The 13,902-nt window shown below is 64.1% G+C and carries 14 protein-coding genes; 9 read left to right on the top strand and 5 right to left on the bottom strand.

The features are described from left to right. Positions 1 to 109: 109 nt before the first annotated feature. The gene (locus tag AC0L3X_RS27295) at positions 110 to 301 is read left to right on the top strand and encodes a hypothetical protein (protein ID WP_028153368.1); all 192 of its coding nucleotides are present in this window, start codon (positions 110 to 112) and stop codon (positions 299 to 301) included. A gap of 58 nt (positions 302 to 359) precedes the next feature. Here the strand turns inward: AC0L3X_RS27295 and AC0L3X_RS27290 are convergent, their stop codons facing one another. Beyond that, a complete protein-coding gene (locus AC0L3X_RS27290) occupies positions 360 to 584 on the bottom strand; it encodes a hypothetical protein (RefSeq protein ID WP_028153369.1) in 225 nt (74 codons plus the stop codon). 261 nt (positions 585 to 845) lie between these two features. Here AC0L3X_RS27290 and AC0L3X_RS27285 point away from each other — a divergent pair, with 261 nt between their 5' ends. Then, positions 846 to 1,166 carry a DUF1476 domain-containing protein gene (locus tag AC0L3X_RS27285; protein ID WP_063986370.1) on the top strand — a complete coding sequence of 107 codons (321 nt, stop codon included), beginning with the start codon at positions 846 to 848 and terminating at the stop codon, positions 1,164 to 1,166. 18 nt (positions 1,167 to 1,184) lie between these two features. Here the strand turns inward: AC0L3X_RS27285 and AC0L3X_RS27280 are convergent, their stop codons facing one another. Then, positions 1,185 to 1,775 carry a TIGR00645 family protein gene (locus AC0L3X_RS27280; RefSeq protein WP_063983282.1) on the bottom strand — a complete coding sequence of 197 codons (591 nt, stop codon included), beginning with the start codon at positions 1,773 to 1,775 and terminating at the stop codon, positions 1,185 to 1,187. Positions 1,776 to 1,937: 162 nt separating this feature from the next. Between AC0L3X_RS27280 and AC0L3X_RS27275 the strand changes: the two genes are divergently transcribed. After that, a complete protein-coding gene (locus AC0L3X_RS27275; RefSeq protein WP_071913898.1) occupies positions 1,938 to 2,228 on the top strand; it encodes a hypothetical protein in 291 nt (96 codons plus the stop codon). Positions 2,229 to 2,259: 31 nt separating this feature from the next. On the opposite strand, the gene AC0L3X_RS27270 is transcribed toward AC0L3X_RS27275, so the two are convergent. Further along, on the bottom strand, positions 2,260 to 2,388 hold the full coding sequence (locus tag AC0L3X_RS27270; protein ID WP_256374848.1) for a hypothetical protein: 129 nt from the start codon (positions 2,386 to 2,388) through the stop codon (positions 2,260 to 2,262). 804 nt (positions 2,389 to 3,192) lie between these two features. On the opposite strand from AC0L3X_RS27270, the gene AC0L3X_RS27265 reads away from it, so the two are divergent. Continuing rightward, positions 3,193 to 4,125 (top strand): septal ring lytic transglycosylase RlpA family protein, encoded by a 933-nt coding sequence (locus AC0L3X_RS27265; RefSeq protein ID WP_354113827.1) that lies wholly within the window; start codon positions 3,193 to 3,195, stop codon positions 4,123 to 4,125. 66 nt (positions 4,126 to 4,191) lie between these two features. On the opposite strand, the gene AC0L3X_RS27260 is transcribed toward AC0L3X_RS27265, so the two are convergent. Then, positions 4,192 to 8,700, bottom strand: a complete 4,509-nt coding sequence (locus tag AC0L3X_RS27260; RefSeq protein WP_441268831.1) for a beta strand repeat-containing protein — start codon at positions 8,698 to 8,700, stop codon at positions 4,192 to 4,194. Between the two features lie 521 nt (positions 8,701 to 9,221). Between AC0L3X_RS27260 and AC0L3X_RS27255 the strand changes: the two genes are divergently transcribed. From AC0L3X_RS27255 to AC0L3X_RS27240, 4 genes are all read left to right on the top strand, one after another. Further along, complete coding sequence (locus AC0L3X_RS27255) at positions 9,222 to 9,767, top strand: phage tail protein (RefSeq protein WP_063983286.1); 546 nt, start codon at positions 9,222 to 9,224, stop codon at positions 9,765 to 9,767. A 110-nt stretch (positions 9,768 to 9,877) separates the two neighbouring features. Beyond that, positions 9,878 to 10,405: a phage tail protein gene (locus tag AC0L3X_RS27250; protein ID WP_166096568.1), complete on the top strand. Its 528-nt coding sequence runs from the start codon at positions 9,878 to 9,880 to the stop codon at positions 10,403 to 10,405. A 40-nt stretch (positions 10,406 to 10,445) separates the two neighbouring features. After that, positions 10,446 to 10,994, top strand: coding sequence for a phage tail protein (locus AC0L3X_RS27245; protein WP_354113829.1), 549 nt, complete (start codon positions 10,446 to 10,448; stop codon positions 10,992 to 10,994). A 22-nt stretch (positions 10,995 to 11,016) separates the two neighbouring features. After that, on the top strand, positions 11,017 to 11,532 hold the full coding sequence (locus AC0L3X_RS27240; RefSeq protein ID WP_354123800.1) for a GNAT family N-acetyltransferase: 516 nt from the start codon (positions 11,017 to 11,019) through the stop codon (positions 11,530 to 11,532). Here the strand turns inward: AC0L3X_RS27240 and AC0L3X_RS27235 are convergent. Continuing rightward, positions 11,529 to 12,485 carry an alpha/beta fold hydrolase gene (locus tag AC0L3X_RS27235; RefSeq protein WP_354113831.1) on the bottom strand — a complete coding sequence of 319 codons (957 nt, stop codon included), beginning with the start codon at positions 12,483 to 12,485 and terminating at the stop codon, positions 11,529 to 11,531. The two genes, AC0L3X_RS27240 and AC0L3X_RS27235, sit on opposite strands and share 4 nt — an antisense overlap. A gap of 152 nt (positions 12,486 to 12,637) precedes the next feature. Here AC0L3X_RS27235 and AC0L3X_RS27230 point away from each other — a divergent pair, with 152 nt between their 5' ends. Further along, positions 12,638 to 13,900 carry a D-alanyl-D-alanine carboxypeptidase family protein gene (locus tag AC0L3X_RS27230; protein ID WP_166341880.1) on the top strand — a complete coding sequence of 421 codons (1,263 nt, stop codon included), beginning with the start codon at positions 12,638 to 12,640 and terminating at the stop codon, positions 13,898 to 13,900. Positions 13,901 to 13,902 lie beyond the last annotated feature (2 nt).

The following is a 13,902-nucleotide window of genomic DNA, read 5'->3' as shown; positions in this document are numbered from 1 at the left end:
CCGACCGAATGCATCATCTAACTATCTGATATGTTGATACTTCAATCGGCCGCGTCGACTGCCGGGTTCAACTCATGGAACCGTTTCGTTGCTTGCGCGTTGTCTCCGCATGACCGAAGACCTTTCCTTCCGACGCAAACCCCTGACCCCTGAGCAGCGCCAGGCTCGTGATGCCGCACGCCGGATCGAGGCCGAAAAGGCCATGCGCGATCACGAAGAGGCCCAGAAGGCGTTTTACGCCAACAAGGAACGGCTGAGGGCCGAGCGGCTCGCGCGCGAAGCGGCCGAGGCGAAGGGCTGACCGAACGCGGTCTCCGCCCGCAATCTTCTGAAGCGATCTCCCAACCGGAGACCGGCCGCTAATGCCGGTTGGACATTCCCGTTGCGCTCAAAGCCAGCTTGAGCGCCTGGACGGCGCCGGCGAACGCGCCGCGGGGCGCTTGCGCCTCGATCGCCTCGGCCGCGATCCGACAATCGTCGGCGACCTTGAGCAACCCGCTTCGCGCGAGATCCATGGTGGAGAGGGCGGCCTGCTCGAGGCAGACCCGTTCAAGCCGTCGAAACTCCCGCAGCTCTTTGTTCATGCGTCAGCTCTCGATGTCCCCCGGCCCATCGGGCGCCGAGTCTGCTTAACGGACGGTAAACATCTCTGCCTAGCCGATTTGGCTGGCGTGGCGCTGGTGCGTGCCGTGCCCACGCCCGGGCTGCGGCGCACCACCGCGCAGGCTTGACGGCCTCTGCCTTCCGGGAGGAAGATTCAAATGATCCTAAACTGACGAGAACCACGGAGACGCTCGCTCCCAGCCAGTCCGATTCTCTTCAGCGAAAACGCATTGGAGCTGACCATGACCACGTTCGACAAGCGCGAGCAGGGCTTTGAGGCCAAATTCGCTCACGACGAGGAATTCATGTTCAAGGCCACGGCCCGGTCCAACAAGCTGCTCGGGCTCTGGGCCGCGGGCCAGCTCGGGCTCAGCGGCGACGCCGCGGCAAGCTACGCAACGGCGCTGGTGACAGACAATCTGGAGAGCCAGAGCATCGACGATGTCGTGGGCAAGGTGTCCGGCGATCTTGCCGCCAAGGGCGTGGCGCGCGAGCAGGTCGCGCAGAAGCTTCAGGAGTGCCTGCACCAGGCGCTCGCGCAGCTCGAAGCAAGCAAACAATAAGAAGGCCGGCCGTTGCCCTCACTCGGCGTGCTTGCGCATTCCGGAGTCGCTGAGCCTGTCGACGTAGGCAATGCCGATCGCCGAGGCGATGAAGGTGATGTGGATCAGGACCTGCCACATCACGCCGGTCTCGGTGAAGCCGGCGCGGTTCGAGCCGAGATTGCCGGCCTCGATGAAGGTGCGCAGCAGCGCGATCGAGGAGATGCCAATGATGGCCATGGCGAGCTTGATCTTCAGGACGCTCGCATTGACGTGGCCGAGCCATTCCGGCTCGTCGGGATGACCCTGGAGGTCGAGCCGCGAAACGAAGGTCTCGTAGCCGCCGACGATGACCATCACGAGCAGGTTGGAGATCATCACGACGTCGATCAGCGCCAGCACGCTCATCATGATCTGCTGTTCGGTGAGGTCGATCGCGTGCCAGGAAAGATGCCAGAGCTCCTTGAGGAACAGCACGATGTAGACGCATTGCGCCACGATCAGTCCGAGATAGAGCGGCAGTTGCAGCCAGCGCGAGCCGAAGATGATCATCGGCAGCAGGCCCAAACGCGGCAACGGCGGGCGGGGTTCGGTGCGCAGTTCGGACTCGGGTCCAGGCTCAACCGACATTCAGGCAGCATCCTCGCGAGCTGAGATGATCTCGCCTTCATGTAACCCGACAAGATGGCCGGTGGAAGACGGCCAAGCCGCTGGCTGCGGCCGGCAGATCGCGCAGTCTCGTGCTACTGTGCCGAACGGCCAAAGAGTCAGGGCTTGAATCGGGAGGCGGGGGTGTCTTGGAGCGGCTTCGGCAAAGGGCTCGGCGGCATCGCGGTCGCCGTCGCAATCGTGGTTGGCGCCGGTGGCGCGGAGGTCTCGGCGACGCCGCTGACGCCGTTTCGCTACGAGGCGCAGGCGCAACGTCATTGCCCGCACGATCAGGTGGTCTGGCTCGATTTCAGGAAAGGCATCTACTACGGCAAGGGCCAGAAGCGGTATGGCCAGGGTTTCGACGGCAGCTTCGTGTGCCTGAGCGAGGCCCGCGACAGCCTTTATCGCCGCTCGCTATTGGGCCTGCGCTGAGCAGCGCGTGATTCGGAGGTTTGGGGGATGGCTATTTCCGGTCCGGCAGCTTCACCGGCACGTGCGGGGAGGTGCTGATCACCCGGGGGCTTCCGTCGGGATAGGTGCGGTCGCCGCGGATCAGCGATTCCAGAACCAGAAAAAATTTCTCAGCAAGCATTTGCGTCACCCTCGTTGGTGATGGCCTCTTGAAATGAGTCGAGGCGCCGAACGCAGAAATTCAATCAACTAAACGGGAGCAGGGCAATACCGGACAGAGCTGTATGCTGCATCGCGGTGTAGTTGTGGTTAGAAAGAAGGAGCCTGGTGGTGGTGCTCAGGCGAAGGCCAGTGCCACGAGGCTCGAGCAGAGAAGAAACAAGCCGCCGGCGGTCAGTGCCAGGAAGCCATCGGATACGAAGTCATGGTTGCGCATGGGACACCTGCCGCTCTCGTGTTCGATGCTCGGTCGGATCGATTAAGATTGTCCGAACGTGCCGTCTTGAAAGAGGTGATCCTTGCCGTCCGCGCGAATGCCCTCAGGCCCTCGTGCGGTAACCTTCAAACGCATGGGCCAGGAAGATCCCCGCGCTTACCAGACCCATCAGTGCCGAAACCGTCTCGATCATCGTCAAATTCCAGTTCGCCCCTGCAACCGAGAAAACGCGTGCGGCCTTGCACAGTCAAAAGAATTCCAGTGAACCACAAGACAATGGGGGTGGAGTGAGGATTTGGCGCAACAGAATGTCCAGGAGTGGCACAGAGCAGGGGGCCTGCGCTCCGTAGATCAACGGGGAGAAGCGAACGCCCCGTTTACCATCCCGGCGTGAACGCTGTGGGCTCCCCATTTCCGCCGTGTTCGGGTTGCGTTATCCTTACTGCTTCCGACGCGGTGGTGGGCCGCCTCGGATTTTGGGACCGGACAGCGCTCCCCCGTAGCCAAAGCGGGTTGGGTACGCCTCCGGCGAAGTGGTATTTGGGGCGCATGGGGATCCGACGGTCAGATTCGGTTTTGCGGGCCGCACGCGGTGTTGCCGCGGTCGCGACCTGCCTCGCGCTCGCCAATTGCGCCTCCTCGAACAAGTTCGCCAGCCGGGTCGATCCGAAGTACGGCGTGTCCTCGAGCCCGCGGGTCGTGGCGCTTGGGGATCCGGTTCCGAAAGGCGGCGGCACCTACCGCGTCGGTAAGCCCTATGTTGTGGCCGGCCGGACCTACGTGCCGGAGGAGGACGTCAACTACCGCGCCGAGGGTATGGCGTCCTGGTACGGCGACGATTTCCACGGCCGCCTGACCGCCAATGGCGAAGTGTTCGACATGACCTCGCTGACAGCGGCGCATCCGACTCTGCCGATGCCGTCCTATGCGCGGGTGACCAATGTCTCGAACGGCAAATCGCTGATCGTGCGCGTCAACGACCGGGGGCCTTATCACGGCAACCGGCTGATCGACGTCTCGAACAAAGCCGCTGAACTCCTTGAATTCAAAGGCAATGGCGTCGCCAAGGTCCGTGTCGAATACGTTGGCCGGGCGCCGCTGGAAGGCTCCGACGATCGCCAGCTGATGGCGACCCTGCGCACCGGGATCCCGGCGCCGTCGCCCTCGATGGTGCGGGTTGCCTCGGCAAGGCCCTTCGTGCCGGAGCTTCCGTCCTCGAACCGCGGCGCCATTCGCGGCGAGGTTCCGACGCCGGAAGGGCGGCCCTACAATCTCGGCAACACCTCCGCCGACATGGCGTCGCTCAACGCGACCTCGGAGATGTCGGCCTCGAGCCGCAGCCGGGGCCGGGGCCGGGCGCTCCAGAACGCGCGCGCCGTGTCCTATGACGAGGATGGCCGCTACGCGACCGAGAACGCTCCGTCATCGGCCGACGGCGCCGCCGAGGCCCGCAGCATCCTGAGCGGCCGCGGCCTCTACTAAGCAGGTACCAAGCCGGCAAATCCGGCGAGCGACGTAGCGCCGCTGGCACGTCGTCGCGCTCAGGGATCAGAATGGGATGCGCGCGCGTCCCGTGAACGTCCAGATCTGCGTGTTGCTGCCGATGCCGCCGAGTTCGGCGCCGAAGCCGACCGTGGTGCCGCCCGCCAGCCTTGCGCCGATGCCGCCCGTGACGCGGGCTGACCAGCCCTGGAGCAATGGTGTCGAAGCGAGCGGGATGCCGCCCGCAGCAACGATCGCGGCCGCATCGTCCTGCGTGAAGTAATAGTCGGCAAAGACGCCGGCATAGGGGACCAGCAGCACGCTATCGAGCCACGGCACGGGATAGGAGACCCTGTTGCCGGCAGACGCGCGGCCGCTCGAGAAGGTGCGGGCCGCCTGCTGGGTGCCGAGCGAGTCGACATAGGCGTTTTCCCGCTCCCAGATCGCGTAGACCTTGGCCGACGGTTCGATATTGAAATTGGCCCAGCTGTAGCTGCCGGTGAAGCCGGTCGCGAATATCCAGCGATTGCCGTTGAAGTTGCCTTGCGCCGTGCCGGCGGTGCCGTCATAGCCGATGCCGGAATAGGTCACGGCCACATCGTAACGCAGCGTCGGGATGATCTTCCAGCCGAGATAGGCGCCGACGGTCCAGCCGTCGCCCTTCAGCTTTCCGTTGATGTCGGTCTGGGTGTAGCTGAAGTTCTCGTAGCCGCCGGTCACACCGACCAGCAAATTGGGTCTCGCCCGGTAGGTCAGTCCCGACAGCAGGTTGATCTGCTGGCCGAAAAGCGTGGCCTGGGTTGCACCCTGACCGATGTTGCCGGACGAGCCCCATTGATCGATGCCGCTGCCGCGCACGTCGATCCAGAACAGCCAGTCCTTCTGCTCCCTGAAGCGCGCAGCCGGTGCCTTGGTCGGAGCCGCCCGATCGATCGCGGCGAAGGCGTCATCGATCCGCGAGGAGCCGCGCCCGCGGCCGCCGGTCCGGCCGGAGCCGCCGTCGCCCGAATAGGCGTTCAAACTTTGAGAACCGGGCTGCTGACCGGATTTGGGCTTGTCGTCCTCATCGCCGTCGGGCGCGGCGGCGAAATTGACGCGCAGCCCGCCCGCGCCTGGCATGATGTATTGCCCGCCGTCGCTGAACCCTTCGGAAATCGCGGTGTCAATCGAACCGGAGATCGCCTGTCCCGAGCTCTGTGCCACGATCTTGGTGACGTTGAGCTGGAGGGCGCGCAGCTTGGCGCTGTCGGCGGGAATGTCGACCGACTGGTTCAGAGCCGGCGATGTCGAGGCGTTGAAGGCCACACTGCCGTTGTAGGTCGCCGTGATGCTGTGATTGCCGACGGGGAGCGTGGTCGTGGCAAAGGTGGCGTCACCGGCCGACAGGGTAGACGTGCCGATCGGCGTGCCGCCGTCGTTGAAAGTGACCGTTCCCGTCGGCGTTCCGCCCGAACTCCTCACCTTGGCCGTGAACGTTACAGACTCGCCGTAGCTGCTCGGATTCTTCGACGAGGTGAGCTCCGTGGTGGTCGTCGCGGACAGATAGGTGAACCTGTCTGCCGCCGAGGTCGGCGACGTTCCTCCGGCCGTCGTCACGGTGACATCGACCGTGCCGGCGCCGGGCGGCGAGGTTGCCGTGATCGACGTTGCCGAATTAACCGTGAAGCTGGTCGCGTTGTTGGCGCCGAACTTCACTGCGGTGGCGCCGGTGAATCCGGTCCCCGTGACCGCCACGGAGGTGCTGCCGATCGCGGATCCGGAGCTCGGTGAGATTGAGCCGACCGTTGGTGCCGGCGTGTAGCTGAATTGGTCCGATGCCGATGTGGCGGACGTTCCGTCTGGCGTCGTCACGGTGACATCGACCGTACCGGCGCCGGCCGGCGAGACCGCGGTGATCGAGGTCGCGGAATTGACCGTGAAGCTCGATGCATTCGTCACCCCGAACTTCACGGCGGTCGCACCGGTGAAATTGGTGCCGGTGACGGTCACCGACGTGCCGCCTGCGAGCGGGCCGCCCGTCGGCGAGATCGACGTCACGGTCGGCACGGCGAAATAGGTGAACTGGTCTGCCGCCGATGTGGCCGAGGTGCCGCCCGTGGTCGTCACCCTGACGTCGACGGTACCGGTGCCGGCCTGCGATGTCGCGGTGATCGAGGTTGCGGAGTTGACGGTGAAGCCCGCCGCCGCGGTTGCACCGAACGTCACGGCTGTCGCGCTGGTGAAATTGGTGCCCGTGATCGTTACCACCGTGCCGCCGGCCGCCGGCCCCGACGTCGGCGAAAGCGACGTGACGGCTGGCGTGGCGACATAGGTGAACTGGTCGGCGGCGGAGGTGGCCGAGGTGCCGCCTGGATTGGTCACGCGGAGGTCAACGGTGCTGGTACCGGCGGGTGACGTCGCGGTGATTGATGTTGACGAATTGACCGTGATACTCGTTGCGGCGGTTGCGCCGAATGTCACTGCGGTGGCGCCGGTGAAGCCTGTGCCCGTGACCGTCACGACCGTGCCGCCTGTCTGCGGACCCGTAGTCGGTGAGATCGAGGTGACGGTCGGCGCGGCGGTGTAGGTGAATTGGTCAGCGGCGGACATTGCCGACGTTCCGCCCACGGTGGTCACTCTGACATCTACGGTGCCGGCCCCGGCAGGCGATGTCGCGGTGATCTGGGTTGCCGAATTGACGGTGAAGCCGGCCGCCGCCGTGGCGCCGAACGTCACCGCCGTTGCACCTGACAGATTGGCGCCGGTGATCGTGACCGTCGTGCCGCCGCCCAGGGGGCCGCCTGTCGGCGAAATCGACGTGATGGAGGGAGGGCCGGCATAGGTGAATTGATCAGCCGCCGAGGTCGCGGACGTCCCGCCCGGCGTCGTGACCCTCACGTCCACGACGCCGGTCCCGGGCGGCGAGGTCGCTGTGATCGATGTTGCTGAATTGAACGTGAAGCCGAGCGCGGCCGTCCCGCCGAATGACACGGCCGTGACGCCGGTGAAATTTGTGCCTGTGATCGTCACCACCGTGCTGCCGGCCTGCGAGCCCGCAGTGGGGGAGATCGAGGTGACGGTCGGTGAGGGAATATAGGTGAACTGGTCCGCTGCCGATGTTGCCGACGTGCCGCCGGCTGTCGTCACCCTGATGTCGATCGTGCTGGTTCCTGCCGGCGACGTCGCGGTGATCTGGGTCGCCGAATTAACCGTGACGCCAGTCGCAGCCGTTGCTCCGAACACCACGGCCGTCGCGCCTGAGAAGTTGGTGCCGGTGATGGTTACGGAGGTGCCGCCAGAGCCCGGACCCGAGGTCGGCGAAATCGAAGTGACCGTCGGTGCCGGAACATAAGTGAATTGATCGGCTGCTGACGTTGTCGATGTTCCGCCCACGGTCGTCACCGTGATGTCGACCGTACCAGTGCCTGCGGGCGATGTCGCGGTGATCTGGTTCGCGGAATTGACCGCTAAACCGGTTGCCGCTGTTGCGCCGAACGTGACCGCAGTTGCTCCGGAGAGGTTCGTGCCGGTGATGATCACGGTTGTGCCGCCGGTCTGCGGGCCTGATGCCGGCGAGATCGACGTCACGGTTGGCGGAGCAGCATAGGTGAACTGATCCGCAGCCGAGGTCGCTGATGTCCCGCCCGGTGTCGTGACCCTGACGTCAACAGCACCGGCGGCACCCGCCGGCGAGGTCGCCGTGATCGATGTCGCTGAATTGAACGTAAAGCCGGCCGCCGCGGTCCCGCCGAACGTCACGGCCGTGACTCCGGTGAAGTTGGTGCCGGTGATCGTCACCGACGTCCCGCCGGCGGTGGGGCCTGCGGTCGGTGAGATCGAGGTGACAGTCGGGGCGGCAATATAGGTGAACTGGTCTGCCGCCGACGTCGCCGACGTCCCGCCGGCCGTCGTCACTCGGACATCCACGGTGCCAGTCCCGGCCGGAGATGTCGCAGTGATCTGGGTCGCCGAATTGACCGTGACGCCAGTCGCGGCCGTTGTCCCGAACGTCACGGCCGTCGCACCTGTGAAATTGGTGCCAGTGATGATCACGTTGGTGCCGCCTCCACCTGGGCCTGAAGTCGGCGTAATCGAAGTGATGGTCGGCGCGGGGACGGGCAGATTGATCGTGAACGTGTAAGCGGTGTTTGCTATCGAACTGCCGGAGCAGCCCACGTTGAAATCGCTGCAGCCCGGCGCGTAATACAGGATGATCGAGTCCTGTCCGTTACCTGTCTTGCTGTTCAGCGTGATATCGATCTCGGCCTGGCCGGCCTTCGCGGATTGACCGTTTTGGTTCGGGTTCGTTGGATGAAATGTGTAAGTTGCCTTTGACGTGGTCGGATTATAATCGGCCGCTGTGAGCAGTGGGCTGCCCGAATGGCCGCTCGAATTTGCGATCGGTGCATTGTAAAAGGCGTCTGTGCCCGCGACGGAATAGACGCCGTATACAACCGAGTCGTCGGCCGCGGCTGCGCCAACGGTCAAACACAGGCGATAGATCTGACCGACCGACGTGAAGTTGATCGTCACGCCCGACGTCGAATCCGTCGTTTGATCACAAGCCGCGTTCGCCGCTGCCATCGCGCCGAGCATCACGACGGCCGCGATGCAGATGCGTTGAGCCGCCCGCCAGAGAGAGCGCAATATCCGCGAAGGCTTAGCTTCACCATCGCGTGTCGGGACCGCCAGTTCCCCGACTATCTCTGGAATGGCCACCGCAATTGCGTGACTCACCGGCCCCCCTTAGCGGCAGCTCTCGATAGAGCATCCGCCTAAAATCCCTGATTGTGAAATTATTCGCCTATATCGTTGCGTGCATTTGACGGGACGCGGTGCGCAACGCAAGCGAACGAGCCAGCCAAACTGCCGGAACCAAGTCGCGGGCACTACTTTGCGGCGAACCGTTGCATAGCGGCAACAAAAGCGTGCTTTGATGGCAATCGACGGAAACGCTTGATGTATCAATTTATGGTTGCGCTTGCGCTTGACTGTCGACGCTGGCTGTTCAACAATCTCGGCGAGTGGGCCGCAATAAATTCATTCTTTAATTTAAGTGCCGCCGTCGTGGTTTGCATCATCACGCGACGGGTCGTTAGTTTTTTGGGGGAGGGGTCATGCCGTTACAGCCGGTTCTCGGACAGATCATGCCTTTTGCGGGCGCAGTGATTCCCAGAGGTTGGGCGCTGTGTAACGGTGCGCTGCTGGCCATCCAGCAAAATTCCGCACTGTTCTCGTTGCTCGGCACCTATTATGGCGGCAACGGAGTGACGACGTTTGCACTCCCGGATCTGCGCGGTCGCGCGATCCTCGGCTCGAGTGGCGCCGGCCAATATCCCGTGGGCATGACCGGCGGATCGTATATGGCCAGCCTCAATGTGCAGCAGCTCCCGGCCCACAATCATCTTATTCAAGTGTCTGCAGCGGTCGGAGGAGGCGGACGCGGGAGCGTCCCTCCCACAGGCAACGTCTTCGCGACAAACTCACTGCCGGCGACCAATCCGACGAAGATTTTTGCCGCAGCCGGGAGCGGCGACACGCCATTGGCCACCGCCACCAATCTGGTGAACGAAGGCGGCAACCAGCAGCATAACAACATGCAGCCCTATCTCACGATCAGCTATCTGATCGCGACGCAGGGGATTTTTCCGTCGCGAAGCTGAGCGGCTGCACGGCCGCATTTTCGCAACCGTAATCCATCCACTTCAGTTTTCCCACATTCGCGCATTCGCCGATCGGATCGGAACGGGCGCACACCAAAGGATCATATGCGATGGCAGATCCGTTTCTCGGCGAGATCAGGTTGTTTGGCTTTCCGCGGGTGCCGGACGGCTGGTTCGCCTGCAATGGACAGTCGGTCTCGATTGCCCAATTTGAGACGCTTTACGCCGTGATCGGCACCACCTATGGCGGCGATGGCGTCAACACGTTCAACCTTCCCGATCTGCGCGGCCGTGTGCCGATTGGACAGGGACAGGGGACAGGCCTTCCGAACTATACGCTGGGCCAGCCCGGGGGTGAGGAGAACCACACCCTGATCGAAGCCGAAATGCCGACCCACAGTCATGCGCTGATGTCCTCGACCGTGACGGCAACGGATGTAACGCCCGGGCCGACCCTTCATCTTGCCACGGCGTCAGCAGGTGAACTCTACGCACCGATTGCGAACGCCGGGACGTACTCCACGATGGCCCCCTGCGTCGCCACTTCGGGCAACAGCCTCGGGCACAACAACATGATGCCGAGCGTCGTTGCCAATTACTGCATTTGCTACGCGGGCGTCTTCCCTTCGTCCGGTTAGGCTGCGCGCGCATCCGTATTCAGTCTCGAGGAAAGACACCATGTCAGATCCGTTCGTCGGAGAAATCCAGGCTTTTGCGTTTCCTTTTGCAGTCGGCGGCTTCAACAGCGCCTGGCTGCCGTGCGGCGGCCAGCTCCTGCCAATTCAGGGTTACAGTGCATTATTTGCACTCGTCGGTACCTACTACGGCGGCAATGGCACGACCAATTTCGCCTTGCCGAACCTGAACGGTTCGGTCGCGATCGGCCAGGGGCAAGGTCCGGGATTGCAAAATTATGTCGTCGGCGAGACCGTCGGCAGTTCGACGGTGACGCTGATCGGCGACAACATGGCGAGGCACACGCACGCCCTGCAACTCGGCGACAAGAGCGCGACAGGCGCTACGGCAGGTCCCGGCGCGGCGGGGACCACGGTTGCGATCGACCCGAACTTCACCGGCTTCACGGCGCCACCCGGCAGTCTCACCTTGGTGCCAAGCGCCGTCACACTCACCGGGCAGAACCTGCCGCACGACAACATGCAGCCGACCCAGGCGATCGTGTGGTGTATCGCCTACGCGGGAATCTTTCCGGCTTTCGGCAGCTCCTGAACGATCTTGAGTGCGCGACGGCATGATTGACGGCGCGCCGCTCGACATCGTCCCGGACGATCCGGCTCTTCGGCTTCGGCCCGCAAGTCCGAATGACGAGCCGTTCATCCGGCGTCTCTTCGAGGAGGTGCGGACAGGGCAATTCACCGCGACCGGATTGTCCGGGCCGATCGTCGGCCAGATCATCGCGCAACAGTTCCGCGGCCAGGCGGCCGGCTATGCCGCGCAGTTTCCGCGTGCGATCTCGCTGATCGTCACACAGGACGCGACCGCGATCGGCCGGCTGCTGCTTCATTGCGCAAGCGAGTGCTGGCACATCATCGACATCGCGCTGCTGCCGGCCGATTGCGGTCGCGGCGCCGGCACGAAGATCCTCGACGCGCTCGAAGCGAGCGCACGGCAGCAGGGTGTCGGTGCGCTGACGCTCTCGGTGCTTGCGGACAATTCGGCCGCGCATAGGCTTTACCTGCGGCGAGGATTTGCCGAGATGGGGCAGGCGGGCGCCGTCCACATCGCGATGAAAAAGGATCTCGCCTAACGCACAGTCACCTCGCGCAGGAACTTCAGCAGCGCGGCATTGACCTCGTCGGGCCGCTCCTGCTGGACCCAATGGCCGGCGCCCTCGATGATCAGCTTCCGCGTCAGATTGGGTAGCACGCGCTCGAGCTCGTTGACGCGCTTGGCGCCGATCAGGCCGGTGATGACAGCGTCTTTCGAGCCGGCAATGAAGAGCGATGGCTGATGGATCTGCGCGTCCTGCCAGGGCGCCGTCAGCTCCCAGTTGCGGTCGAGGTTGCGATACCAGTTCAGCCCGCCGCGGAAGCCGGACTTGCGGAAGCTTTCGGTGAAATAGGCGAGGTCAGCCTCGCTGAGCCAGTTGGGCAGCGGCTCCTCGGTGAGCGCGTGACCGAGAAAGCCCTTGCCCTCCTGGACGAACATCGCGGCGCTGGGATCGGCAAGGCCGCGGCCGCCGAGCACGATGCGCATGGTGCGGGCAACATCACGCTCGAACTCCGCCTCGGCGACGCCGGGCGTCTGGAAATACTGCCAGTAGAAATTGGTGACGCCGCCCAGGCGCAGCAGATCGAGCGGCTTGCCGCGGCCGCGGAATGGCGGCGGCACGCTCAGGCCCGCCACCGCCGTGAAGATGTCGGGCCGGAACAACGCCGCGTGCCAGGCGACCGGCGCGCCCCAGTCGTGGCCGACCACCATCGCCTTGCTCTCGCCGAGCGCGTGCACGAGGCCAACGATGTCGCCGACCGTGTCGAAGATCGAGTAGGCGGCGACGTCCGCCGGCGCCGCGCTCTGGCCGTAGCCGCGCATGTCGGGGGCGACGACGTGGAAACCGGCGTCCGCCAGCGCCGGGATCTGGTGGCGCCAGGAGTAGGATAGCTCGGGCCAGCCGTGGCACAGCACCACCAGCGGACCCTGGCCGGCCTCGCGGATGAACAGGTCGATCCCGTTGGCCTTGATCACGCGGGTGGACAACATCGCTTTTCCGCCTTGTTTCAGGGGTTTGGTCGGGAAATATCAGGTGCCACGATAGGGGCGCGCCGAGAATCGTGCAATCTCGGGTTCGGCGGCCAGCCCCGTGTTGTTCGCACCGGTTCCTGCTGTTAGAACGCCGCTCTCAGGGCTTCGCCATGGCATTTCGTCTTTTTCCGCTCCGTCGCACCCGGTTCTCCGCCGGTGCGCTGGCGCGTGGGCTGATCGCGGCGGTTCTGGTGGCGGGCATCGGCTGGGGCGGGGCCCTCTACGCCGCCAACCAGAGCATCCAGGGCGCCAAGAAAGCCGAGGATTCCGGCTTCGATGGCGACGCCCCCACCGCGATCCTGATCGAGGCTTCCAGCGGCAGCGTCCTATTCGAGAAGAACGCCGACGAGCTGCGTGCGCCCTCCAGCATGATGAAGCTGATGACGGCGGAAGTCGTCTTCAATGCCATCAAGAAGGGCGACATCAAGCCGACCGACGAGTACCGGATCAGCGAGAATGCCTGGCGCAAAGGCGGGGCGCCCTCGGGCGGCTCGACGATGTTCGCCGCCATCAACAGCAAGGTTTCGGTCGACGACCTCCTGCATGGCGCGATCATCCAGAGCGGCAATGACGCCTGCATCGCGCTGGCCGAGGGCATCGCCGGCAACGAGAAGATCTTTGCCGCCGACTTCATGACCAAGCGTGCCCGCGAGCTCGGCATGACGAAGTCGACCTTCGGCAATTCCAACGGCCTGCCCGATCCCGGCAACAAGATGACAGTGCGCGAGCTCGGCATCCTCGCCCGCCACATCATTCTCGACTTCCCCGAATTCTACAAACTGTTCGGCGAGAAGGAGTACACCTGGAACAAGATCCGCCAGCCCAACCGCAATCCTCTGCTCAATTCGATGGAAGGCGCCGACGGTCTGAAAACCGGCTACACCAAAGAAGGCGGCTACGGCATGGTCGGCTCGGCCGTGCAGAACGGCACGCGGCTGATCGTGGTCGTCAATGGCCTGGAAGATCCTGAGGATCGCGCCACCGAAGCCAAGAAGATGCTGGAATGGGGCTTTCGCAATTTCGAGACCCGCACCCTGATCGCGGCCGACCAGCAGGTTGGCTACGCAAAAGTGTTTGGCGGCGAGAGCCGCTCGGTCAAGCTGGTCGCCAAGACGCCCGTCAAGGTGATGGTGCACAAGAACGGCAGCGACAAGCTGATTGCGCGCATCGTCTATAGCGGACCGGTGCGCGCGCCGATCGAAGCCGGGCAGAAGGTCGGCGTGGTCAAGGTCTGGCGCAGCGGCAATATCGCGGTGGAAACGCCCGTCTATGCCGCCGAAGCGATCGGCACCGGCTCGACCATGCGCCGCGCGATCGACGGCGCCAGCGAGCTCGTGATCGGCATGTTCCGCGCGGGCGCCGAGAAGCTCTGATC

The sequence above is a fragment of the Bradyrhizobium sp. MI1.7 genome (genome assembly GCF_055811795.1).
Note: the sequence above shows the minus strand (reverse complement) of the source record. Positions and strands in the feature narration are given on the sequence as shown.

Bases quoted from the DNA above. Each gene is read 5' to 3' on its own strand.
- AC0L3X_RS27295 (WP_028153368.1), top strand. From the start codon at position 110: ATGACCGAAGACCTTTCCTTCCGACGCAAACCCCTGACCCCTGAGCAG.
- AC0L3X_RS27290 (WP_028153369.1), bottom strand. From the start codon at position 584: ATGAACAAAGAGCTGCGGGAGTTTCGACGGCTTGAACGGGTCTGCCTC.
- AC0L3X_RS27285 (WP_063986370.1), top strand. From the start codon at position 846: ATGACCACGTTCGACAAGCGCGAGCAGGGCTTTGAGGCCAAATTCGCT.
- AC0L3X_RS27280 (WP_063983282.1), bottom strand. From the start codon at position 1,775: ATGTCGGTTGAGCCTGGACCCGAGTCCGAACTGCGCACCGAACCCCGC.
- AC0L3X_RS27270 (WP_256374848.1), bottom strand. From the start codon at position 2,388: ATGCTTGCTGAGAAATTTTTTCTGGTTCTGGAATCGCTGATCCGCGGC.
- AC0L3X_RS27265 (WP_354113827.1), top strand. From the start codon at position 3,193: ATGGGGATCCGACGGTCAGATTCGGTTTTGCGGGCCGCACGCGGTGTT.
- AC0L3X_RS27260 (WP_441268831.1), bottom strand. From the start codon at position 8,700: ATGCTCGGCGCGATGGCAGCGGCGAACGCGGCTTGTGATCAAACGACG.
- AC0L3X_RS27255 (WP_063983286.1), top strand. From the start codon at position 9,222: ATGCCGTTACAGCCGGTTCTCGGACAGATCATGCCTTTTGCGGGCGCA.
- AC0L3X_RS27250 (WP_166096568.1), top strand. From the start codon at position 9,878: ATGGCAGATCCGTTTCTCGGCGAGATCAGGTTGTTTGGCTTTCCGCGG.
- AC0L3X_RS27245 (WP_354113829.1), top strand. From the start codon at position 10,446: ATGTCAGATCCGTTCGTCGGAGAAATCCAGGCTTTTGCGTTTCCTTTT.
- AC0L3X_RS27240 (WP_354123800.1), top strand. From the start codon at position 11,017: ATGATTGACGGCGCGCCGCTCGACATCGTCCCGGACGATCCGGCTCTT.
- AC0L3X_RS27235 (WP_354113831.1), bottom strand. From the start codon at position 12,485: ATGTTGTCCACCCGCGTGATCAAGGCCAACGGGATCGACCTGTTCATC.
- AC0L3X_RS27230 (WP_166341880.1), top strand. From the start codon at position 12,638: ATGGCATTTCGTCTTTTTCCGCTCCGTCGCACCCGGTTCTCCGCCGGT.